This is a genomic window from Chryseobacterium sp., assembly GCF_041914225.1.
GTDB lineage: Bacteria > Bacteroidota > Bacteroidia > Flavobacteriales > Weeksellaceae > Chryseobacterium.
The window spans coordinates 14033-35500 of the sequence record NZ_JAYSDT010000040.1; the positions used below are offsets into that span (position 1 = coordinate 14033).

Here is a 21468-nt window from a genome sequence, read left to right on the forward strand (position 1 = left end):
TTATTCCTTCTGTTTTATTCAAGCTCATAGAAAACTTATGATCAAGATTGCTAACGGCTTTAAAAACAGCCCTGAAAAAGCTTATTTTTAACATGGAATTATTATATACAAACATGGTCATTCTGTACACTTTTATCAGCGAAGAAAAACATCAGTTTTTTCTGGACAGATACATGTCCGGTTTTTCTCCGGAAACTCAACAGGCTATCCTGAGATACAGAAGATGGCAGGATGCACAGCTTTCTTTATTGGGAAAAGTTCTTTTACAATACGGATTGAAAACTTATTATAATATCTCTGATATAGAAGTGGGCATTCTCCCTAACAAAAAACCTTATCTGAAGGAGCAGCATCTTCATTTTAATATATCACATTCCAAAGATCTGGTTGCCTGTGCCATTGCGGAATATCCTTTGGGAATAGATGTGGAATTTAATGATCCGAAGATCAGCTATCAGGATTTTATATTTCAGATGACAGACAGGGAACTTCTTGAAATTCAAAATGCTGAAGACAAAGTAAAAGGATTTTTCGCCTATTGGGCAAGAAAGGAAGCTGTAATCAAAGCGCATGGAGCAGGAATGATGATTCCCCTGGAATCTTTCGAAATAGCAAATAACGAGTGCATTATTGAAGGAGAAAAATTCTTTACCAGAGAGGTTTTTATTCATGAAGACTACCACGGATATATCGCCTCTTCAGATCCGGAAATTAAAAGTGCTGTTCCTCTTTTTAAACATTGGGAAGAAGCTGTTTTATAACTGATGAATGTAGAAATTTCTGAGAATAGCAATAATAGACAAACAAATCTCAGCCTGAAAAAATATCTTTGTACGCATATACTTTTGAATTGGAAGAATATAAAAAACGGATTGTAAAAACAATACAATATATTGATGATCATTTTGATACGGATTTGTCTCTGGAGAAAGTTTCAGAGGTAAGTGCCTATTCTCCGTTTCATTTTCATAGAATATTTAAGCTGGTCACAGGAGAAACTCTTCAGAACTATATTATCAGGAAGAAAATAGAAAAAAGTGCTCTCCATCTTGCCTTGCATAAAAGTATGGAGATCAGGGATATCTACTGGGATCTCGGATTCTCCAGTCATTCTGCTTTCTGCAAAACATTCAAGAAACACTATGGGTTAGCTCCTACGGAATTCAGGAGGTCGGCACCGGAAAAATTTCACAGGATTTTACAGAAGCAGAGCAAGAACGGACAAGTTGATACGGTTTTCAGCCAATACATTTGCAACATCGAGAACCTGTTAAACTGGACGAAAATGAATTTAAAAATCGAAGTAAAAGAAATGCCGGAAATGCATCTGGCATCCGTAATGAGCCTTGGAATAGCCAATGTAGAGCCTTCTTTCAATGTATTGGTAGACTGGGCGGTAAAGAAGAATCTTTTTCCTAAAGAGAATGTAAAAATGATTTCCGTTTATCATGACAGCTGCAAAATAACCCCTCTTGATAAAGTCAGGATTCACGCCTGCATGCTTCTGGATGAAAAACTACAGAAGCAGGAAGGAGAAGTTTTTGCGGAAACTTTAGATGCCGGAAAATACATTGTAGGAAGTGGTGAAGTTACCCTGAATGACTTTGAGCAATGCTGGGTCTCTTTGTTTTTATGGATGAATGAGCACCATTACACGATCAGGAGGACCTTTCCCTATGAAATCTATCACTCAAACTTTAAAGAACATCCGGAAGGAAAAATGATTGTGGATTTTTGTATCCCGGTTCATTAATTACCATTCGGTAGCAAAAGAATGCCTTTCGGTAACAATTTTTTTACAGGAAGGCATTTACTGTGCTATTTTTGATCCAGAAAACAATAAAAATGAAAACACAAGGACAAAACATACTAGTTCTTTTTTTCCTGATCGCTTCCATCATGGCATATTCTCAGGTGAAAATATCGGGAAAAGTTTCCTTCAAAAACAAAGGAGTCGCTGAGGTAAATGTAACACTTAAAGATACTTACGACGGGACAACTACAGATGCTCAGGGTAATTTTACATTTGAAACTTCAGAAAAAGGAGCTCATATCATTACTTTTACCCATCCGAAATATGAAAACGTAGAAAGACCGGTTTCTATTGAAAATCAGGATGTCTCTTTGAATGTTGACCTTAAAGAACAGATCAGCGAAATTGATGCAGTTGTTGTTTCTGCCGGATCTATTGAAGCCAGCGATAAGAAAAGAGCAACAGCACTGCTTACTCCCATTGATATTTATACCACAGCAGGAGCCGACGGGCAGATTTCTTCAGCACTGACTTATCTTCCCGGGGTACAAAAAGTAGGCGGAACAGAAGGCCTTTTCATCAGAGGAGGTACGGGAACGGAGTCTAAAATTTTTATGGACGGAAGTCTTATTAACAATTATTTTTCCAATTCGGTTCCGGGAATTGCAGGAAGAGATCAGTTCAATACCTCTCTTTTTAAAGGCAATATATTTTCAAGTGGTGGCTATTCAGCACTGTATGGGCAAGCCCTTTCAGGAGCATTGATGTTGGAAAGTGTTGATCTTCCGGATGAAACTTCTTATAATGTTGGGATTTCACCTATTTTCCTGAATGCCGGGTTTCAAAAGTTATCAGATCATAAAAACTATTCCTACGGGGCTACAGCAGGATATTCTCTTTTAAGCCTGATGCAGAAAGTTTTTAATTTTAATACAGATTTTGTTGAGGCACCACAAGGTTTTAATGGAGACCTGAATTTCAGATTTAAAACAAAATCAGGAGGATTTTTTAAATATTACGGAATGTTCAATTCCAATAGAATGGGTGTAAGGTCGGAAAGTCTTGAACCCGGATATGAGTTCAGTCTGGTAAAGCTTAATGGTAAAAACACTTTTCATAATCTCTCTTTTAAACAAAAGTTTGGAAAATATCTGCTGAATGTGGGTGGTTCTTACTCTTATAACAGGTCGGATCTTCATTTTTCTACAGAAACCAATGATGTCGAATCCAACAGGAGCCAGCTTCTGACTGATGGAAATTACCTGAATTTTAAAGCAGTTCTTGAAAGAAAAATCAACAGAATCAGTGCGGTAAGGGGAGGTTTTGAGCTTAATAATACCGATGAAAATCTGAATTTTGAAGCCGTACAAAAGCATTACAAGGATTTAATCTCATCAGCTTTTGTGGAAACAGATCTTGGCTTCAGCAATGCTTTGTCCGCGAAAATTGGAGTAAGAACAGAACATTCATCATTCTTAGGAAAGAGCAATATTGCACCACGTTTTGCGATTGCTTATCGTCTGGCAAAAGACTGGACCACTTCGCTAGCTTACGGACTTTTTTATCAGAATCCGGAAAGTAAATACATCAACGGGCCTGCAAATCTTGGTTTTCAGAAGTCTCAGCATTATATCTTCCAGGTTCAGAGGGCATCAGAAGGCAGAACATTACGTTTTGAAGCGTTTTACAAAAAATATGATCAGTTGATCAAAACCTTCAATATAACCCAGGATAAAGAGCAGAATCAGCAGATCCAGACTGCATTGAACAATAATGGATACGGATATGCCAAAGGACTGGAGTTTTTCTGGAGAGATAATAAAAAAACATTTGAAAATATTGATTACTGGATCAGTTACTCGTATCTGGATTCAAAAAGAGATTTCCTGAATTATCCTGTGAGCCTGCAGCCGGGCTTTGCAGCAGAACATACGCTTTCAGCAGTGGCAAAAAGATTTATTCCGGAATGGAAATTAGGGGTAAACCTGTCTTATACCTATGCGAAAGGACGCCCTTATTATGACATTGCTTCTAAGGTTAATAATGGGGAAGTGATTAATTATACCCGTAATGAAGGTAGATTGAAAGATTACAACGCATTGAATTTCAGTATCAATTATCTTCCGAACATCGGTAAAAAGGATGCGAAATCTTTTCCCGTATTTGTGCTGAGTATCAGTAATATTTTAGGATCAAAAAATGTATATGGCTATAATTTTTCGGCAGATGGCTCCAGGAGCTCCGCAATTGTGCCGCCGGTCAATACTTTTGTATTCATAGGAGCATTTATAAGTTTTGGAGTAGACAAAACAGATGATGCTATCAATAATAATTTATAAAAACATAACTTAGGACCCACAAACATCACTAACTTTTAAAATTTGAATCATGAAAAAATACCTTTTAAGCTTTGCTTTAGCTTTTATGAGCTTAACTGCTTTTGCACAGGCAGATTACGGCAAAATAATGTCTGATAAAATCGCCAGGATAGAAACCTGTAAAACACCGGAAGACTTCCAGGCTCTGTCTAATGACTTCCAGAGAATAGGAAGCAAAGAAAGCTCGAAATGGCTTCCGGCATACTACGCTGCTTTTTCTTTAATTCAGAAAGGAAGAGTCCTGATGAGAGAGGGGAAAATGCAGGAGCTTGATGTTATCGCTGATCAGGCGGAGAAGCACCTTTCAATGGCTCAGAACCTTGCCGGAACTGATAATGCGGAAATACATCTGTTGAGAAAAGTGTCTTATTCTCTGAGAATGATGGTAAATCCTGCCCAGCGTTACATGACAGACGGTGCAAGAGCAGCAGAAGAGCTTAATGTTGCAGAGAAATTAGATCCTTCGAATCCGAGAATTGCCCTGATCAAGGCAGAAGATATGTATTTTACTCCTGAACAGTACGGAGGCAGTATAACGAAGGGATTGGAAATGTTTAAAGATGCTCAGGCAAAATTTAAAGCCTACAAACCCAAAACTGTTTTAGATCCTAACTGGGGAAAAGCTGAAGCAGATTATTTCCTTACCTTGCCTGCAGAAAAAGCAAAATAGTTTTCTATTCTTTTAAGTAAAAATCAACCTTCATTTGTGAAGGTTTTTTTATACCATTCAGAAAAGAAAATCAGCCCTTCGGTAAGAATTAATTTTTGATACCTTTAATAAAAACTAATTTTGAGTCAAGAAAACAGGTCATGAAGCGTAAATACCTTACCACATTACTTTGGACTTCGTTAGGAACCACATTGTTTTTCTTCTTGTTTTTTAATGATGAAAAGACAATGCACACCTTTTTGATCACTTTGCTCCTTTCGACGATGTATTCTTTTGTTCTGGGGTTTGGAAACGGATTTATCAATGAATTCCTCAATAAAAAATTTCCCTGGTCAGAAGCTACCCGTACAAGGGCTGTCTTAAGTATTGTCTCCATTATCATCGGAAACTTTATTCTGGTCTATTTCTGTAATTATATGAACTATGTTGTCATTCAGAAAACAGCCACTGCAGAAGAGTTTTTCTCATCAAAATATGGAGTTACCAATTGGTTTATGATCAATATTGCTCTGCTGATCTCTGCTTTTCTACATGCGAAAAGTTTTATGGAGGAGCTGAAGAAAACTTCCAGAAAAGAAGTGGTGGAGCAGAAGCTTATTGCCAAATCTGCGAATGCACAGTTTGAAAGTTTAAAAAATCAGCTGGATCCTCATTTCCTTTTTAATTCGTTGAATGTTTTAAGCTCCCTGATTGATGAAAATCCACGGCAGGCACAGAAGTTTACCGCTTCAATGTCAAAGATTTACCGCTATGTACTAGAACAGAAAGATAAAGAACTGGTGACAGTGGAAGATGAAATAGAATTTGCAAAAACCTATTGTGAACTTTTAAAAACCAGGTTTGAAGACAGTGTAGATTTTAGTTTTGATGTTCCTGGTGAAGATTATCAGAAGTATGTAGTCCCGCTTTCCCTGCAGCTGCTGCTTGAAAACTGTATCAAACATAATTTTGCTACATCATCAAAACCGCTTACTATCAGAATTTTTTCAGACGGGAATACCCTCTGCATTGAAAACAATCTGCAGGTACGGGAACAGATCAAAGAAAGCTCCGGGATTGGTCTTGCCAATATTGTACAGCGTTATTCTCTGCTTACAGAACGGAATGTTTTTATAGAAAAATCAGAAGATCATTTTAAAGTAAAGCTTCCGATGCTTTTAGCTAAACCTCAAATTTCCAGTGAAGAACCTGAAGAGGAAGCTGCTGCTTATAAAAGGGCCCAAAAGAGGGTTAGGGAAATGAAAAAGTTTTATTCCAGCCTGATTACATACTGTATTATTATCCCTTTCTTATTCTTTGTCAATCTTTTAACAAGTAAGGGAGAGTATTGGTTTTGGTATCCGGCATTAGCCTGGGGAATGGTTTTGGCATTCAGGGCTTTCAAGATTTTCGGGATCGGGGAGTCCTGGCAGGAAAAGAAGATCAGAGAAATTATGAATCAACAAAAAAACAGAAGCAATGGAAAAATTTGATGAAGATGATATTCAATATCAGCAGGCAAAAAAGCAGGTGGAACAACTGACTGGGTTCTATGGACATTTATTTGTTTATGTGGCAGTAAACATCATCATTGTCTTTTATAATATTTCACATCTGGAACCGGGAGAAAGCTATTTTCAGTTTAAAAACTTCTTCACTGCCATCTTCTGGGGAATCGGACTTCTGGCTCATGCGCTTTCCGTTTTTTTACCAAAAATCGGAGCCGTAAAAAAGTGGGAGGAAGATAAGATCCGTGAAATACTTGATAAGAAAAAAGATCATTAAAAAAACATGTTTTAGTGATTCATTTTAAAATTAACCTTAAAAACTTACGGAAATGAATACTTTATCCATCTTATTTTATATTTCAATGGCTGCCTGGTTTCTTACGGAGATATTGTATAAAAACAGGCTTAAATCCGGAAAAGAAGACAAAAAAGATAAGGACAGATCTACCCTGAATATCTTATGGCTGGCCATTCCTTTTTCTATTATGAGCTCAGTGATGATATCCTATAATACCCGCTTGCCGATAATTAAGGCTAACTGGATTCTTTACCTTGGAGAGTTTTTCATTCTGACCGGGATTATTTTCAGATACATTATTATCAGGTCCCTGGGAAAATATTTTACGGTGGATGTTACCATCAGACAGGATCATAAAATCAAAAAAGAAGGTTTTTATAAATACCTGAGGCATCCTTCCTATGCTTTTTCCCTGTTAACATCACTTGGACTTGGCTTGTATCTCAATAACTGGCTTTCATTACTCTTTGCTTTTGTGCCTCCTTTTTTAGCTTTCGCCTATAGGATTAAAATTGAAGAACAGGCTTTGGTAGAGCAGTTCGGAGAAGAATATATCGCCTACAGAAAAAGTACAAAAAAGCTGATCCCTTTTATCTATTAAGTAGAGGTTCTTACCATTCAGGTACCATTTTCTACCGTTCGGTAATATAAAATTGATTGGAGGCTTCTTTCTTAACTACCTTTGACTCAAGGAAAACAAATTAACCTTTAAAACAAAACATTATGGAAATTTTACCTGATAAAGAAACAATTGCTTACAGAAAAGCAACAAGAAGAGTAAAAGAACTGAAAGAATTTTATGGAAATCTTACTTCTTACTGTCTTGTAATTCCCTTTTTAGCTGTACTAAATATTCTTACTGCTCCCGGATATTTATGGTTTTTATGGCCTGCACTGGGTTGGGGGATCGGACTTGCATTTCATGCCGTAAATGTATATGGAATCGGTAAAGAATGGGAGGAAAGAAAAATAAAAGAACTGATGGATAAAGAAGAAAAACCAAAAATAAAAACATTTTAACCCATAATAACTAAAAAAATTATACAATCATGGATTACCAAACTGCCTGCACAAGAACCCAAAACATCAAAAAATTCTACAGAAGCATTTTCATATTTGCAGTCGTTGCTGTGCTTATTGCTCCTGATGATATTTTTGATGAAAAAGTGATCAGAATCCAATTATTCGACAGATATGCCATACTTGGAATATGGGGGCTTATCCTTCTTGTAAAAGCGATAAAGCTGTTTATTTTTGATTCCGAATGGGAAAGAGATATGATTGAAAAAGAACTCAGAAAAGAGAAAAAGCCGATAGACTATTAAAATCTCTGCGCTTTTATCTACCTTTATTTCCTGAAATCTGAAAACCAAAAGTAAAGCTCAATGATCAAAACTGTTATTATAGAAGACGAAAAACCGGCTTCAAGGAAATTGGAAAGAATGCTGGGTAATTTCCCTGAAATTGAAATAGTTGCTAAAATAGAATCAGTAGAAGAAGGAATATCCTGGTTTTCTGAAAATGAACATCCCCAGCTGATTTTCTCCGATATTGTTTTAGGTGACGGTCTTTCTTTCGATATCTTTGAGAAGGTGCCTACCAAAGGGTTCATCATTTATACGACAGCTTTTGACCAGTACACGCTGAAAGCATTTAAACTGAACAGCATCGATTATCTTTTAAAGCCCATCCTTGATGAAGATCTTGAAGGTGCTGTTGAGAAGTTCAAATCATTCATTCCTGCCAATGATACCAATGCTTCTCAGGATATCAAACAGCTGATCAGAAAAGAAAAATCAACACTTTCCAGAGTTCTGGTTAAAATAGGATATAATCTTAAAATCATACAGACTCACGAAATAAGCTGTTTTTTCAGTGAGAACAAAATCGTTTACCTTCAGACGGAAGACCGTACTTATCCATCAGATTTTACGCTTGACGAACTGGAAGATGTCCTGGATGAAAAAAAGTTTTTCCGTGTCAACAGGCAGTTTATTATAAGCTCAGATTATATCAAAAATATCCATACTTCGCCTTACTACAAAGTAGAGCTGGTATTTCAGCCTGATGATGAGATTACGGTAAGCAGAGACCGTGTGAAAGACTTCAAAGACTGGTTAGTCAGTTGATCAACAACCGTTAAAAACAAACACCATGGATCTTATATTATTGTTTTTTAAACTTTTCCTTTCTCTCTTTTATCCTTGAAATCAGCTTTTATAAAAATCAGAGGCAGCTGTTATAAAATGATGAAAGGCTTCCGTAACTTCTTTCTTGTGCTTATGGGCAAGAGGAAAAGGAACCATATGGGAATATTCATACGGAAAGTCTTTGATTTCAATATCAACGTTGATATTCCTGTAACCTCTCTGCAGCGTATTTAAAGCTTCGATTGGAGGAGCAACACTATCTTTCTCCAGCACATAAGCTTTGATCTGGGTCTGGATTTCCTGAATCCTTTCTTCTCTCTCTTTTTGAAAATAATTATAGCGGAGCATCTTTTTAAACCAGCTTTCCTGTGGATGTAATGCTTCGGTCTGATAATGCTTCAGGCGGGAGTCTGATTTAAAATCCGAACTCAGGAGCTCCGTAAAAACCGACTGCATTTTGACGGTTGCCTGGGTATCCATAATGTATTTGGATATCGGAAACATCCGGTCGATCTTCATTCCACCGCAAAAGCAGAAAACCTTCGATTCGGAAAAGTAATGATCCGGATCAGCCATTTTGATGATCATGGAAAGGAAAGATCCTATGGAATACCCGAATAAATCTAATTTTGCATCCCGGGAAATACTTTTTAAGTGCCCGTTTTTGATATCTTTTACCACTTCGGTAATATCAGAATAGGTCTGGAGACCAGACCAGAACATCCTTTGAGGATGAGCTTCCAGCCGGGAACTTATGGCAGCATTTACATAAGAATAATTCATATTTTCCGGATACTTTTTCTTCCTGAAACGTACTACTTCCATCATGTGGTGGCGGTCACTCCAGATAGGTTCTGCACGGTTCATATGAAAAGCGATAGGGAAAAGTATAATGGCTTTTTTCGTCCTTTGAGCCAGTTCATAAGCCCACGGGAGATATTTGTCCCATTTCTTTTCATTCAGGCCATGAAAGAAAAAAATGCAACCGTCAGTTTTTTCAATATCTGAGCTCTTCAGAATGTAATATTCAAACTTTTTGTTGCATTCAATCTCAAAATCTTTGATGTCTACCGTAGGATGATGATAAAGAAGATATCCTTTTTCGTTGATTTCCAGAGTTTGCTGATGTTTACTGCAATGTTGGTGCTCTGAACCATAGAGCAGGTCAGAAACTTTAGATTCAAAAGGAACTGACTCAATGATTGCATTCAGCTCCTTTATTTCAATCGTGCTTTTTCCTGAATCAAAATGACTCTTCAATACTTCATACAATTCACAATATTCCATAACGGTGGCATTGAGGGGTTCATAATTAGAACTATCAAGTTAAAGAATTATTGCAGTAATCTATTGGTTTTGAAGGATTAAATGTATTCCAGGCATAAGAGAAATATAATTTAAGCCAGCATAAAGAATCATTTGGTAAATTTAATAAGATCTGAATGTCTTAACTATCTGTAATCAATCCTGTTGGATTCTGTATTTTCAAGCTGTTTTACAATAGATTCCGGAATCTCATCACTGTCAATCGGAAAACTGATGGAATCGGAAATAAAGTTTTTCCTGTCTGCTTTTCTGAAGATTTCAAACAATGCAATCGGCTCCTGATTGAAGCTTATACAAGTGCTTATAAAGTGGATTTCGTGGAGTTTATAGTCCAGGTTTTTAAGTTTCTCTTTACTATCTTTTATCCTTGAAATAAAATGCCTCTGGCGGATAAAAGTATTGCTGTTCATGATGATGAAAACATAATCTGAATAGGCGGTTACTTTTCCAAAATATTTATGGTGATCACCACCGCTTCTCTCAATAAAATATTCTCCGGTAGTTTCCGACTTATAAATTTCCATCGCAGAGCGCCATATACGGTCTTCTTCTGCCATCAAAGGATTATCAGGCAGATTTCGGTTATATGAGTACCAGCAGCCTACCAAACGGTCTAAAAGTGCTGTATTCAGATTAACATTGTTCATTTCAATTCTCAGGTCATTAAAATTGAAGGATTCCGTATTGGAATTAATAAAATCTATATAATTCGAATAGCCCAGAACTTTGACAATAAGGCTAAGTTTGGCAAGATTTGGTCTGCTCAGGACAGCATTTTCATTCTGTTTGAATTTTTTCAGCTTATTGATAATCAGATGCTCATACAGATAATTTGTTCCCAGAAGATCAGGCTCTTTTTTTATTTCCTTTTCGGAATGATCACTGACAATCAGATCGTTCAGTTCAGCACTTATATAAGACCATTCGGTTTTGGTAACGTCTCCCCAATGGTTTTTCTTTAAAAACTGCCGGCTTAAGAAATTCATAAGCTTTTCAAGATGCAGAATATCTTCCTTTTTCATCGGTTAATTTTATAAGACTAATTTAAGATTTTTATGAAACCAAAAAGATTTTTGAAAGACTTTTATATTGTATAATCCATTGATATTTGAATAGAAAACAAATAGCAAAACAATGGAAACAAAAATGATATTAAAAGACGAATCCCTTTGGAAACGGATACAGGAGTTTTCTCTGGATGCTCCCGGCGTTAATTTTCCTTTCTCAAAAAAGCTGGCAAAAGAGGAAAGCTGGAGCCTTGATTTTGCAAGAAAGGCGATAGAAGAATATAAAAAGTTTGTTTACCTCTGCTGTATTCTTCCCAACGGTGCTTCTCCCAGCAAAGTTGTAGATAAGGTATGGCACATGCACCTGATCTATACCCGGAACTATTGGGAGGAATTTTGCCCGGATATTCTGAAAAAAAATCTTCATCATCATCCATCCAATGGAGGAATAGCAGAAAAAGAGAAACATCAGAACTGGTTTGAAGATACCCTGGCAGCCTACCGGAAAGTATTCAGCAGGAAGCCCCGGAAGAAATCTGGAAAGCGCCGGGGAAGAAATCTAAAGTGCTGACCTGGATAAAGAAGATCGCTTCCTTTATCCCGGCTTTTATTTTACTGATGCTGTTCTCATGCACTGAAGGGAATGGATTTACAGGCTTACTCGTAACAGGAGTTGTATTTGCAGTTATTTTCATCCTGGGAGTGGTTGTATCTGCCATCGGAGATTATGAAGCATCAGATCCCAAAGGAAAAAAGAAAGCAGATAGTGATGGAGGAAGCTGTGGCGGATCAAGCTGCGGCGGCGGTTGTGGAGGAGGCTGCGGCGGTTGTGGCGGATAAAACTAATGATTATGAAAAAAATCATCATACACTCAGTTCCTGTTGTGAGCAGTCTTATGTGGCTTTGGACAACATGTCAGACATTTAATCCTGTCGTGCTTAAAGGACCCGATTTCCTGAAGTTCTACATTTTACTGATTCTTGGTTTCTACGCTTCGGTCTTTATGCTCAATTCCTTTAAAGAAAAGATTTCAGAAGTGACACTTTATTTTACCGGTTTTATTTTTCTATTGGGAATCATAAAGCTGATCAGAGGAATTGTATTGGAAAAACCTGTTGGATTTCTGGTTATGATTTTAATAGCTGAATGTATTGTTACAGTGATTTTTATGTCAGGTTATTTTAATAAAAAGATTAAATAGATATTTTTATAAAAAACGAACCCGAAACTAATGTTCCGGGCTTTATTATGTAGGGTTGATATTAAATATCTTTCTTTTCACTGGCCGGTTTGTGACCATATTTCCGGACCATAACGAAAGTCAGAATTACCAGCATTAAGGCCAGCGCAATGTTGGATTTTTCCGGATGTACAATAGCCTGATAAAGATTATACCCAAAAACTGCAGATACAAGAGTAATCAGGATATTGTTTGCATAAGCATACTGGTTTTTTGAAGATGTTTTCATAGTAATATTTTTTATTGTTATTTACTGAGTAAGTACGATAACTTAAAAAACGTTACAGTAAAATTTCAAAAAAATATTCTCCTTAAAAAAACAATCCCGGTATACTTAGAAGCTCTTCATTCAGGAACTCGCACCATTAAATCCCGAATCCCGAAAACTCTTACGAAATCACCCCGCTGCCGATCAATTCCTCATCGATATACCATGAAGCAAACTGACCTTCAGCAATAGCAGACTGGAGCTCATCAAATTCAATATAAAATGCATTTTCAAACTGGTACAGGGTTGCTTTCTGCAAAGGCTGTCTGTATCTGAATCTTGCCATTACTTCCATAGATTCACCGTTCTGAAGTCGCATGTCTTCACGTACCCAGTGCAGTTCTGAATTATCAATTTTCAGCGCTTTTTTGTGTAATCCCGGGAAATGACTGCCTTCTCCTACGAAAAGGATGTTGTTTTCCATATCTCTGGAGATGATAAAACAGCTTTCTTTATGTCCGCCTATTCCAAGTCCCTTGCTTTGTCCGATCGTGAAAAACTGGGCTCCCTGATGCTTCCCGATAACTTTTCCGTCAGATTTTTTATAATTGATTTTTCTGGATAAATACTCCAGCTCTTCTTCTTTAGATGAAAATTCAGGTTTTTCTTCTGAAAAAAGAGGAGAATCTTTGAAAATTTCTACGATTTCGCCTTCATTAGGTTTCAATTGCTGCTGTAAAAACTGTGGAAGGCTTACTTTTCCGATAAAGCACAACCCCTGTGAATCTTTTTTATCTGCCGTTACCAGCTCGATTTCTTTCGCAATTTCTCTTACCTGTGGCTTTGTAAGTTCGCCGATAGGGAATAGCGCTTTTGAAAGCTGATCCTGGCTCAGCTGGCAAAGGAAATAGGACTGATCTTTATTATTGTCTTTCCCTGCCAGAAGATGGAAAATTTCTTTACCGTTTTCATCAAAAGTGGAAGTTACCCTTGCATAATGTCCTGTTGCTACCTTATCGGCACCCAAAGACATTGCTGTCTTCATAAAAACATCGAATTTTACTTCTCTGTTACACAATACATCAGGGTTGGGAGTTCTGCCTTTTTCGTATTCGGCAAACATATAATCAACGATACGTTCTTTGTACAGTTCACTCATGTCTATCACCTGGAAAGGAATTCCAAGCTTTTGTGCCACCATAAGAGCATCATTACTGTCCTCAATCCAGGGACATTCATCTTCTAATGTTACGGAAGCATCGTTCCAGTTTCTCATGAATAAAGCCACTACTTCATGGCCCTGCTGCTGCAGCAAATAAGCTGTAACACTAGAATCTACACCTCCGGAGAGGCCTACTACTATTTTCATTGTATTTCAATTTTACGAAACTCTTAACGGGAGTTCTTAGTTTGATGCGGCAAAAATACAACTAATAAAGTCGTAAAAAAACCATAATTTTAAACATTGATAAAAACGATAGTAATCGGGATTATTATCTAACCGGCTTATAACGTATGCCGGATGAATAAAATATCATCAAACAAAATATATATCTAAATATGAAAAAGTTTATTATTTCTGTGATGCTGATAGGCTCAGGATCAGTATTTTCCCAGATTTCTGTAGGCACACCGGTACAGGAAAACAGCAAATGGACCTTCGGAGGAGGTATCGGGGTAGGATTTGGAAGCAACAGTGCTTTTAACCTGTCTGCTTCACCCAGAGTGGGCTACAGGCTAACTGATGATCTTGAAGGAGGAGTAGTGGGAACCGTTTCCTGGCAGACTTCGGACTATTATAAATCAACAATGTTCGGGGTAGGTCCTTTTGTCAATTATTATTTTGCCAGAACGTTTTATTTAGGAGCCAACTACCAACATTATTTTATTGATTATAAGGATAAATACTACGATTACAAATATAATACGGAAGAAAATGCATTATATCTTGGTGGAGGATATATGCAGCGGATTGGAAATAATTCTTTTATGCAGCTAGGATTAATGTATAATGTTCTTTGGAAGCAAAATTCCAGTGTATTTTCAAGTGGCCTGGTTCCGACTATCGGTTTTGTGGTGGGGCTTTAAAGCCTGATGCATCAATTGAAACGGCTTCAGCCAGCAACACAATATTCAAAATACCATTGGTTTTAGCCAAAACTGATAAAAACAAAAAGCATCGGAAAATATTCCCGATGCTTTTCTATTGAATTAAATTATTTATTTTTCATTAAGACTGAGAAGATTTCTCAGCGGCTGATTTCTTTGCTTTCTGCGTCTTTCCAATCAGTCCGTCTTTAGCCTCATTCAGGTCAAGAACTACGGTTTCTCCTTCAGATAATTGCTTGTTTACCAGCATTTCTGCCAATAAGTCTTCAATATATTTCTGGATAGCACGTTTCAATGGTCTTGCACCGAAATCTTTATCCCATCCTTTTTCAGAAATAAAGTCTTTCGCTTCATCTGTAAGCTCTACTTTATATCCTAATTTTTCAAGTCTGCCGTACAATTTGTTCAGTTCAATATCAATGATTTTCTTGATGTCATCCTGTACAAGAGAGTTGAAGATAATGATATCATCAATTCTGTTTAAGAACTCAGGAGCAAACGCCTTTTTAAGGGCATTTTCAATGGTGCTTCTTGCTCTTGTATCTGAAGTTGACTTTTTAGCAGATGTTCCGAATCCTACACCATCTCCGAAATCTTTAAGATCTCTGGTTCCGATATTGGATGTAAGGATGATAATCGTATTTCTGAAATCGATTTTTCTTCCTAAACTATCTGTAACGTGACCTTCATCAAGGATCTGTAACAGGATATTGAATACATCCGGATGGGCTTTTTCAATCTCATCCAAAAGAACTACAGCATAAGGTTTTCTTCTGACAGCCTCGGTTAACTGGCCGCCTTCTTCGTATCCTACATATCCCGGAGGCGCACCTACCAGTCTTGACACCGCAAATTTTTCCATGTATTCACTCATGTCAATTCTGATCAAGGCTTCATCAGAATCAAATAATTCTCTTGCCATTACTTTAGCCAGTTCGGTCTTACCAACCCCGGTTGTACCAAGGAAAATAAAGGTACCGATAGGACGGTTCGGATCTTTAAGCCCGGCTCTGTTTCTCTGGATTGCTTTTACAACCTTTTTCACAGCGTCTTCCTGCCCGATTACTTTACCGTTCAGTTTATCATCCATCTGTGCTAATTTGTCAAGTTCGTTCTTACCAACTTTTGTTACAGGAACTCCACTCATCATAGAAACCACTTCTGCTACATTTTCTTCTGTTACGGTTTCTTTTTTCTCTTTTACATCTTTGTCCCATTTTTCCTGAGCAAAATTGAGTTCCATCTGAAGACGTTCTTCTTCATCTTTCAGCTTTCTTGCTTCAAGGTAATCCTGAGCTTTTACCGCTTTCTGCTTCAGTTCTTTGATCTCTTCGATTTTCTTTTCAAAATCAATGATTTCAGTAGGAACTTTCATGTTTTTGATATAAACACGGGATCCTGCTTCGTCCATCGCATCAATCGCTTTATCCGGTAAGAAACGATCCGTAATATATCTCGATGTCAGATTGACACACGCAGCAATGGCTTCCGGAGTATAAATTACATTATGATGCTCTTCATACTTATCTTTGATCTGGTTCAGAATCTGAATGGTTTCATCAATGGAAGTAGGTTCAACCATTACTTTCTGGAATCTTCTTTCCAGAGCTCCGTCTTTTTCAATATACTGACGGTATTCATCCAGAGTGGTTGCCCCGATGCATTGAATTTCACCTCTTGCCAAAGCCGGCTTGAACATATTGGAAGCATCTAAACTTCCGGTAGAACTTCCAGCTCCTACGATGGTGTGAAGCTCATCAATAAATAAGATGACATCTCTGTTTTTCTCCAGTTCCGTCATAATAGCCTTCATCCTTTCCTCAAACTGACCACGGTATTTGGTTCCGGCAACCAAACTTGCCAGATCCAAAGTGATCACACGTTTTCCGTAAAGAACTCTGGACACTTTTTTCTGTTGAATTCTTAATGCCAAACCTTCAGCGATAGCAGATTTACCAACTCCCGGTTCCCCGATAAGGAGAGGATTGTTTTTCTTTCTGCGGGATAAGATCTGAGAAACTCTCTCAATTTCTTTTTCACGCCCGATCACTGGGTCCAGCTTTCCGTCTCTTGCCAAAGAAGTAAGGTCTCTACCAAAGTTATCCAATGTAGGCGTTTTACTTTTTGCAGAACCTAGATTTCCTGTAGGCTTTCTCATTTGCTCAAATTCTTCTCTCTCATCATCATCATCATCATAAGCACTCATCTGAGGAGACTGACCTGAATTTTTAAGCATAGTCTGGTACTCTCTTGAAACTCCCTCATAGTCGATGTCATAAGCCCCCAGAATATTTGAAGTAGGGTCCTCATATTTATAAAGAATACCTAAAAGCAGGTGAACGGTATTAATTTCATTGCTTTTATATTGTCGGCATTCTAACTCTGCACGTTTAATAGCATGATCTGCCATCTTGGTGAAAGAAATATTGGTAACCTCTTCAGAAATAGGATTAAGACTTGCTGTATTTAAAGTTTCAATTTTTCTTCTGATTTGTGTAAGATCGGCATTAAGGTTTTGAAGGATTTCTTTTGCAGAGTTTTCTGTTTTTATAATACCTAAAAGTAGATGTTCTGTATTAAGAAATTCACTCTTGAGCCTTTTCGCTTCGCTCTTGCTTTGTTTGAACACCTGGCTCAAACCTTGTGAAAACTTATAATCCATAATATATCTCATTAGAATAAAAGCAACATTGCCATTTATTCATTATCTAAATTACAAATATTTTACCAAAATTCAATAAATGACTTTATGGCAGAAAAAATTTTATTATCTTATTGAAAATGATTAAGTTTGTTATCCTTAAATTTTCCCCATGAATCCTGAACTTACCACTTACATCGGCTATTCTGCTTCTCTTTTTATTGTATTGAGTTTCATACTGAAAGATGTAAGAAAAATCAGAATTGTCAATATGATTGGCTGCATTTGTTTTGTCATTTATGGCTTCTTCAGCGGACCACTTTGGCCGGTTATCATTCCAAACGGGCTAATCTGCTTTATTCAGATCTATCATTTAATACTAGGTAAGAAGAGTTCATGAGGAAAAAAATAATTACTTCGGCTTTTAGTAATCTGTATACTGATCAGAGGATCGAAAAGGTGTGCAAAACCCTTTTTGATAAGGGATATTCCATAGATCTGATAGGGAATGACTGGCAGGGGAATGAAAAAATGGAGCGTCCATATCCCTTTTCAAGGATTGCTCTGAAATCTAAAAGTCTGAAGACTGCTTATTTTGAATTCAACTGGAAATTATATAAAGAACTGAAGAAAAAAGCGGACAAAGATACTATTCTTCATGCCAATGACATTGATGCACTTCTGCCAAATTATCTCATTTCCAGAAAACTGAACATCCCTTTGGTCTTTGACAGTCATGAAATTTTCACGGAAATGCCATCGGTTCAGAACAGGTTTTCGCAGAAATTCTGGAGAGTGCTTGAAAGAAAGCTGGTTCCTCACATGAATCTTATGATGACAGAAAGTGAAAGCTATGCCGAATGGTTTCATGAACAATATAATGTCAATCCGGTAGTAGTAAGAAATATCCCGAGAAAAATCCTTTCTGCTCCTGAAATTCCTGAAAATCATCCTAAAATTATTTTGTACCAGGGAGCAATTAATCAATCTAGAGGAATAGAAAAAATGATTGTGGCGATGCATCACATTAAAGATGCTGTTCTGAAAATTGCGGGTGACGGCCCGAAGAAAAAAGAATATGAAGAGCTTGTGATTCAGGAAAAGCTTCAGGATAAAGTCTTTTTTCTGGGCAAATTGAAACCGGAAAATCTCAGGGAGATAACCAAAACTGCTGATGTAGGGTTTAGTCTTGAAGAAAATAACGGGGTAAGCTACTATTATTCACTTCCCAATAAAGTTTGTGATTATATTCAGTCTAGAGTGCCACTTGTGATGATTAATTTCCCGGAGATGCAAAGGATAAAAAATCAGTTTGATGTAGGGGAAATCGTTTCTGATCATCAGCCTGAGACCATTGAGAAAGTGATAAATCTTGTTCTTCAGAGAGGAAGACTGCATTATCAGAATGAACTGAATAAAGCAGCAGACGTTTTTTGCTGGGAGAATGAAGAGACAAAAATCCTGCAGCTTTTTGAAAAAGCAGCCCGGCAATAAATTTTACAAAATTGGTTATCTTTGCACAAGAAATTGATTTAAAATGACCATTAAAGAAAAACAGCAGGAAATAATCGACGAATTCGCTTTTCTTGAAGACTGGGAGCAAAAATATGAGTACATCATTGATCTTGGAAAAGAACTGAAAGGCTTACCGGAAGACAGAAAAACGGAAGAAAATCTGATTAAAGGCTGTCAGAGCAAAGTTTGGATTGATGCCGAATTCAAAGATGGGAAGCTTTTCTTTAATGCAGATTCTGATGGTATTTTACCCAAAGGAATTGTTTCGCTTTTAGTAAGCATTTACAGTGGGCATTCCACTCAGGAAATCCTGGATTCTGATTTTGATTTTATTGCAGAAATAGGACTACAGGAGTTTCTTTCTCCTTCCAGAGCCAACGGACTGATGGCAATGACGAAGCAGATTAAGTTTTATGCAGTTGCTTACCAACTGAAATCATAACGGTGACTAGAATTTTAGCATATCGTTTTTCCGCATTTGGAGATGTGGCAATGACTGTACCTGTTTTCAGAGAATTTCTGGAGCAGAATCCCGGTGTGGAAATTATTATGGTTTCCAGGAAAAATTTTGAAGCTTTGTTTGCGGGAATTCCTAATGTGACTTTTAAAGGAATTGATCTGGATGATTACAAAGGACTTTTTGGCTTGAGAAAACTCAGTAATGAACTGATCCGTGAGTTTAATCCGGACTGTATTGCTAACCTTCATGATGTAATCCGGACTAAGATTTTAGACAGGATATACAGAAAAAAAGGATTTAAGGTTTTTAAAATTGATAAAGGTAAGGAAGAGAAAGAGCTCCTTACGGACGTCTGGAATCTGGAAAAAGTGCAGCTGAAAAAAACGGTGGAACGCTATGCGGATGTTTTCCGTGATATGGGATTCAAAGTAGAGCTTTCACATCGGCTCAGACCTGTTTCAACGAATAAATCAGGGATCGGTTTTGCTCCTTTTGCCCAGCATAAAGGGAAAATGCTTCCTCTGGAAAAATCATATGAGCTGGTCAGGATTCTCGCCAGGAAACATACGGTGTATTTCTTTGGAGGTGGTAAAAAAGAAACAGAAACCCTTGAAAAATGGGAATCTCAGATCCCGAATACAAAAAATCTATCCGGAAAATTAAATCTTACAGAAGAACTTCATCAGATTTCTCAGCTGGAACTTATGATTTCCATGGATTCTGCGAATATGCATCTTGCGAGCCTTGTAGGAACGAGATGTGTTTCTATCTGGGGGGCAACTCATCCTTATGCAGGATTTTTAGGATTCGGACAGAGCGAAGAAGATGTTGTTCAGGTGAAAGATCTTAGCTGCAGGCCATGTTCTGTATTTGGAGATAAGGAGTGTTACAGAGGAGATTGGGCCTGTCTGGAGGAGTTTAATATCCAGAAGGTGGTGGATAGGGTTAATTTTTAAAAATTAGCTTTACCATTTCTTCGGCTTTAGCCTTATCAGAATGGTTTTTTTCTAAAATTTTCTTTCTTTTTTCGGTGTCATGATACTCTTTTTCAGCTGAGGTGATAATCTGTTGGCGGATTTCATTCATGTCAGTTCCATACAGGCACAGATTCATCAAAAAAGGATCATCCGTAATATTTCCGTTGATAATTACAAAACGGCTGTTATAAAGTGTATTGAAGAGCTTTACTTTGGTTCCTGAGTTCTGGTAAGAAATCAGAATGTTGGCATGAGCGTTTTCCAGAAGCTGGTGGAGGTTCTCTGTCGTTTGGATAGGAGTGAGGCTGATATTCTCAACTGCCGAAATTTTTCTTTTAATCTCTTCATTGGCTCGATCTGAGGCTACAATCAGCTTGTACTGTGGCAGCGTTTTAAATAAATCAATAGTTTCATTCAGGGCTCTTTTATTATCAGCAGTGGTAAGATCTCCATGAAAAAGAAAATAATTACCTTTTTTATCCAATGGTTTTACTGAGGCATTACCATGAAAAATGTGAACAAGCTGCGCATTCTTCGAACAGGTATTTACTTCCTGATATTCTTTTTCCGAAAGGCAGAATACGGTTTCAAATTGTTTTAAAAGCTTTTTCTGATATCCGGTGTATTTCAAAGATTCAATTTTATAAATGATCTTTTTAAAGATGTTTCTTTCTGATAATGAAAGGCCATTGTAATACTCGGTTTCATTATTATGGTAACGGAGATAAAATTTATGACCGTTATCTTTCAAAAAGTATATAATGCGGGTTGTCTGAAGGCCTTCAAATAATATGGGAGCTTTAAACTTTTCTAAATTTTTAAGAAGGATATCAGAATTTCTTATGGCTGCTGCGAAAGGAACCGACGAGAAATAAAGCAAAGGATTCTTTTTCTTCCTGTAAAAAAACACATTTTCCGTAATTTCTTTAATTTCCCTGTCAATTGTTGAAGGAATCTGGTCTGCAAAACAGTGCAGATGGGTTTTTATTCCCAGATCAGATAAAGCCTTGATTTTATAATATACATCAATGATTCCGCCATAAGAAGGAGGGTAGGGATAATTGAATGATATAATATGGAGTTCCTTCACGTTTAATTAATCCGAATGCAGGCAAAGGTAAATAAATATCAGGAAAAGTAGAAAAGAAGCTTTTAAATGGTTTTGAGATAAAATAAAAAATCTCCCAATTTCTTGAGAGATTTCTGTGGGTCCTGAGGGATTCGAACCCCCGACCCTCTGGGTGTAAA

24 protein-coding genes are annotated in these 21468 nt (G+C 37.2%); 18 read left to right on the top strand and 6 right to left on the bottom strand.

Going from position 1 to position 21468, the window contains the following annotated elements; translation table 11 throughout:
• The first annotated feature begins 92 nt into the window (after window positions 1-92).
• The 10 genes from ACE3RB_RS15575 (at window position 93) to ACE3RB_RS15620 (ending at window position 8715) form a co-directional block, all read left to right on the top strand.
• The gene (locus ACE3RB_RS15575) at window positions 93-761 is read left to right on the top strand and encodes a 4'-phosphopantetheinyl transferase superfamily protein (protein WP_374465042.1); all 669 of its coding nucleotides are present in this window, start codon (window positions 93-95) and stop codon (window positions 759-761) included.
• A 68-nt stretch (window positions 762-829) separates the two neighbouring features.
• Window positions 830-1753, top strand: a complete 924-nt coding sequence (locus ACE3RB_RS15580) for a GyrI-like domain-containing protein (RefSeq protein ID WP_374465043.1) — start codon at window positions 830-832, stop codon at window positions 1751-1753.
• Window positions 1754-1845: 92 nt separating this feature from the next.
• Entirely contained in the window at window positions 1846-4092 is a 2247-nt protein-coding gene (locus ACE3RB_RS15585) for a carboxypeptidase-like regulatory domain-containing protein (RefSeq protein ID WP_374465044.1), read from the top strand.
• A gap of 49 nt (window positions 4093-4141) precedes the next feature.
• Window positions 4142-4801 (top strand): hypothetical protein, encoded by a 660-nt coding sequence (locus tag ACE3RB_RS15590; RefSeq protein ID WP_374465045.1) that lies wholly within the window; start codon window positions 4142-4144, stop codon window positions 4799-4801.
• 140 nt (window positions 4802-4941) lie between these two features.
• The gene (locus ACE3RB_RS15595; protein ID WP_374465046.1) at window positions 4942-6273 is read left to right on the top strand and encodes a histidine kinase; all 1332 of its coding nucleotides are present in this window, start codon (window positions 4942-4944) and stop codon (window positions 6271-6273) included.
• Window positions 6260-6565: a 2TM domain-containing protein gene (locus ACE3RB_RS15600; protein WP_374465047.1), complete on the top strand. Its 306-nt coding sequence runs from the start codon at window positions 6260-6262 to the stop codon at window positions 6563-6565. The genes ACE3RB_RS15595 and ACE3RB_RS15600 overlap by 14 nt, the downstream gene beginning before the upstream one ends.
• A gap of 52 nt (window positions 6566-6617) precedes the next feature.
• Entirely contained in the window at window positions 6618-7187 is a 570-nt protein-coding gene (locus tag ACE3RB_RS15605) for an isoprenylcysteine carboxylmethyltransferase family protein (protein WP_374465048.1), read from the top strand.
• Window positions 7188-7309: 122 nt separating this feature from the next.
• Window positions 7310-7606: a 2TM domain-containing protein gene (locus ACE3RB_RS15610; RefSeq protein WP_002982083.1), complete on the top strand. Its 297-nt coding sequence runs from the start codon at window positions 7310-7312 to the stop codon at window positions 7604-7606.
• Between the two features lie 29 nt (window positions 7607-7635).
• Window positions 7636-7911, top strand: a complete 276-nt coding sequence (locus tag ACE3RB_RS15615) for a 2TM domain-containing protein (RefSeq protein WP_374465049.1) — start codon at window positions 7636-7638, stop codon at window positions 7909-7911.
• A gap of 60 nt (window positions 7912-7971) precedes the next feature.
• A complete protein-coding gene (locus tag ACE3RB_RS15620; protein WP_374465050.1) occupies window positions 7972-8715 on the top strand; it encodes a LytR/AlgR family response regulator transcription factor in 744 nt (247 codons plus the stop codon).
• An 81-nt stretch (window positions 8716-8796) separates the two neighbouring features.
• Here ACE3RB_RS15620 and ACE3RB_RS15625 read toward each other — a convergent pair whose 3' ends face one another.
• Together ACE3RB_RS15625 and ACE3RB_RS15630 are read right to left on the bottom strand one after the other, a co-directional pair.
• Entirely contained in the window at window positions 8797-10023 is a 1227-nt protein-coding gene (locus ACE3RB_RS15625) for a DUF6051 family protein (RefSeq protein WP_374465051.1), read from the bottom strand.
• Between the two features lie 164 nt (window positions 10024-10187).
• Complete coding sequence (locus tag ACE3RB_RS15630; RefSeq protein WP_374465052.1) at window positions 10188-11084, bottom strand: hypothetical protein; 897 nt, start codon at window positions 11082-11084, stop codon at window positions 10188-10190.
• 112 nt (window positions 11085-11196) lie between these two features.
• Here ACE3RB_RS15630 and ACE3RB_RS15635 point away from each other — a divergent pair, with 112 nt between their 5' ends.
• Genes ACE3RB_RS15635 through ACE3RB_RS15645 form a run of 3 tightly spaced genes read left to right on the top strand, consistent with a single transcriptional unit; the run spans window position 11197 to window position 12271 of the window.
• Entirely contained in the window at window positions 11197-11640 is a 444-nt protein-coding gene (locus ACE3RB_RS15635) for a hypothetical protein (protein WP_374465053.1), read from the top strand.
• Window positions 11634-11909, top strand: a complete 276-nt coding sequence (locus tag ACE3RB_RS15640) for a hypothetical protein (protein WP_374465054.1) — start codon at window positions 11634-11636, stop codon at window positions 11907-11909. The genes ACE3RB_RS15635 and ACE3RB_RS15640 overlap by 7 nt, the downstream gene beginning before the upstream one ends.
• Before the next feature lie 11 nt (window positions 11910-11920).
• On the top strand, window positions 11921-12271 hold the full coding sequence (locus ACE3RB_RS15645) for a hypothetical protein (protein WP_374465055.1): 351 nt from the start codon (window positions 11921-11923) through the stop codon (window positions 12269-12271).
• A 61-nt stretch (window positions 12272-12332) separates the two neighbouring features.
• On the opposite strand, the gene ACE3RB_RS15650 is transcribed toward ACE3RB_RS15645, so the two are convergent.
• Window positions 12333-12539 carry a hypothetical protein gene (locus tag ACE3RB_RS15650; RefSeq protein WP_374465056.1) on the bottom strand — a complete coding sequence of 69 codons (207 nt, stop codon included), beginning with the start codon at window positions 12537-12539 and terminating at the stop codon, window positions 12333-12335.
• A 160-nt stretch (window positions 12540-12699) separates the two neighbouring features.
• Window positions 12700-13887, bottom strand: a complete 1188-nt coding sequence (mnmA, locus tag ACE3RB_RS15655; protein WP_374465057.1) for a tRNA 2-thiouridine(34) synthase MnmA — start codon at window positions 13885-13887, stop codon at window positions 12700-12702.
• Between the two features lie 191 nt (window positions 13888-14078).
• On the opposite strand from mnmA, the gene ACE3RB_RS15660 reads away from it, so the two are divergent.
• Entirely contained in the window at window positions 14079-14606 is a 528-nt protein-coding gene (locus ACE3RB_RS15660) for a hypothetical protein (RefSeq protein ID WP_374465058.1), read from the top strand.
• A gap of 142 nt (window positions 14607-14748) precedes the next feature.
• Here the strand turns inward: ACE3RB_RS15660 and ACE3RB_RS15665 are convergent, their stop codons facing one another.
• A complete protein-coding gene (locus ACE3RB_RS15665) occupies window positions 14749-17289 on the bottom strand; it encodes an ATP-dependent Clp protease ATP-binding subunit (RefSeq protein ID WP_374465059.1) in 2541 nt (846 codons plus the stop codon).
• A gap of 151 nt (window positions 17290-17440) precedes the next feature.
• Here ACE3RB_RS15665 and ACE3RB_RS15670 point away from each other — a divergent pair, with 151 nt between their 5' ends.
• Genes ACE3RB_RS15670 through ACE3RB_RS15685 form a run of 4 tightly spaced genes read left to right on the top strand, consistent with a single transcriptional unit; the run spans window position 17441 to window position 20199 of the window.
• Complete coding sequence (locus ACE3RB_RS15670) at window positions 17441-17668, top strand: hypothetical protein (RefSeq protein ID WP_002982102.1); 228 nt, start codon at window positions 17441-17443, stop codon at window positions 17666-17668.
• Window positions 17665-18762 carry a glycosyltransferase gene (locus ACE3RB_RS15675; protein ID WP_374465060.1) on the top strand — a complete coding sequence of 366 codons (1098 nt, stop codon included), beginning with the start codon at window positions 17665-17667 and terminating at the stop codon, window positions 18760-18762. Before ACE3RB_RS15670 ends, ACE3RB_RS15675 begins: the two co-directional genes overlap by 4 nt.
• A 43-nt stretch (window positions 18763-18805) precedes the next feature.
• Window positions 18806-19225, top strand: coding sequence for a SufE family protein (locus tag ACE3RB_RS15680; RefSeq protein ID WP_002982105.1), 420 nt, complete (start codon window positions 18806-18808; stop codon window positions 19223-19225).
• 50 nt (window positions 19226-19275) lie between these two features.
• Window positions 19276-20199, top strand: a complete 924-nt coding sequence (locus ACE3RB_RS15685) for a glycosyltransferase family 9 protein (RefSeq protein ID WP_374465063.1) — start codon at window positions 19276-19278, stop codon at window positions 20197-20199.
• Here the strand turns inward: ACE3RB_RS15685 and ACE3RB_RS15690 are convergent.
• Window positions 20189-21310 (bottom strand): hypothetical protein, encoded by a 1122-nt coding sequence (locus tag ACE3RB_RS15690; protein ID WP_374465061.1) that lies wholly within the window; start codon window positions 21308-21310, stop codon window positions 20189-20191. The genes ACE3RB_RS15685 and ACE3RB_RS15690 overlap by 11 nt on opposite strands.
• Window positions 21311-21468 lie beyond the last annotated feature (158 nt).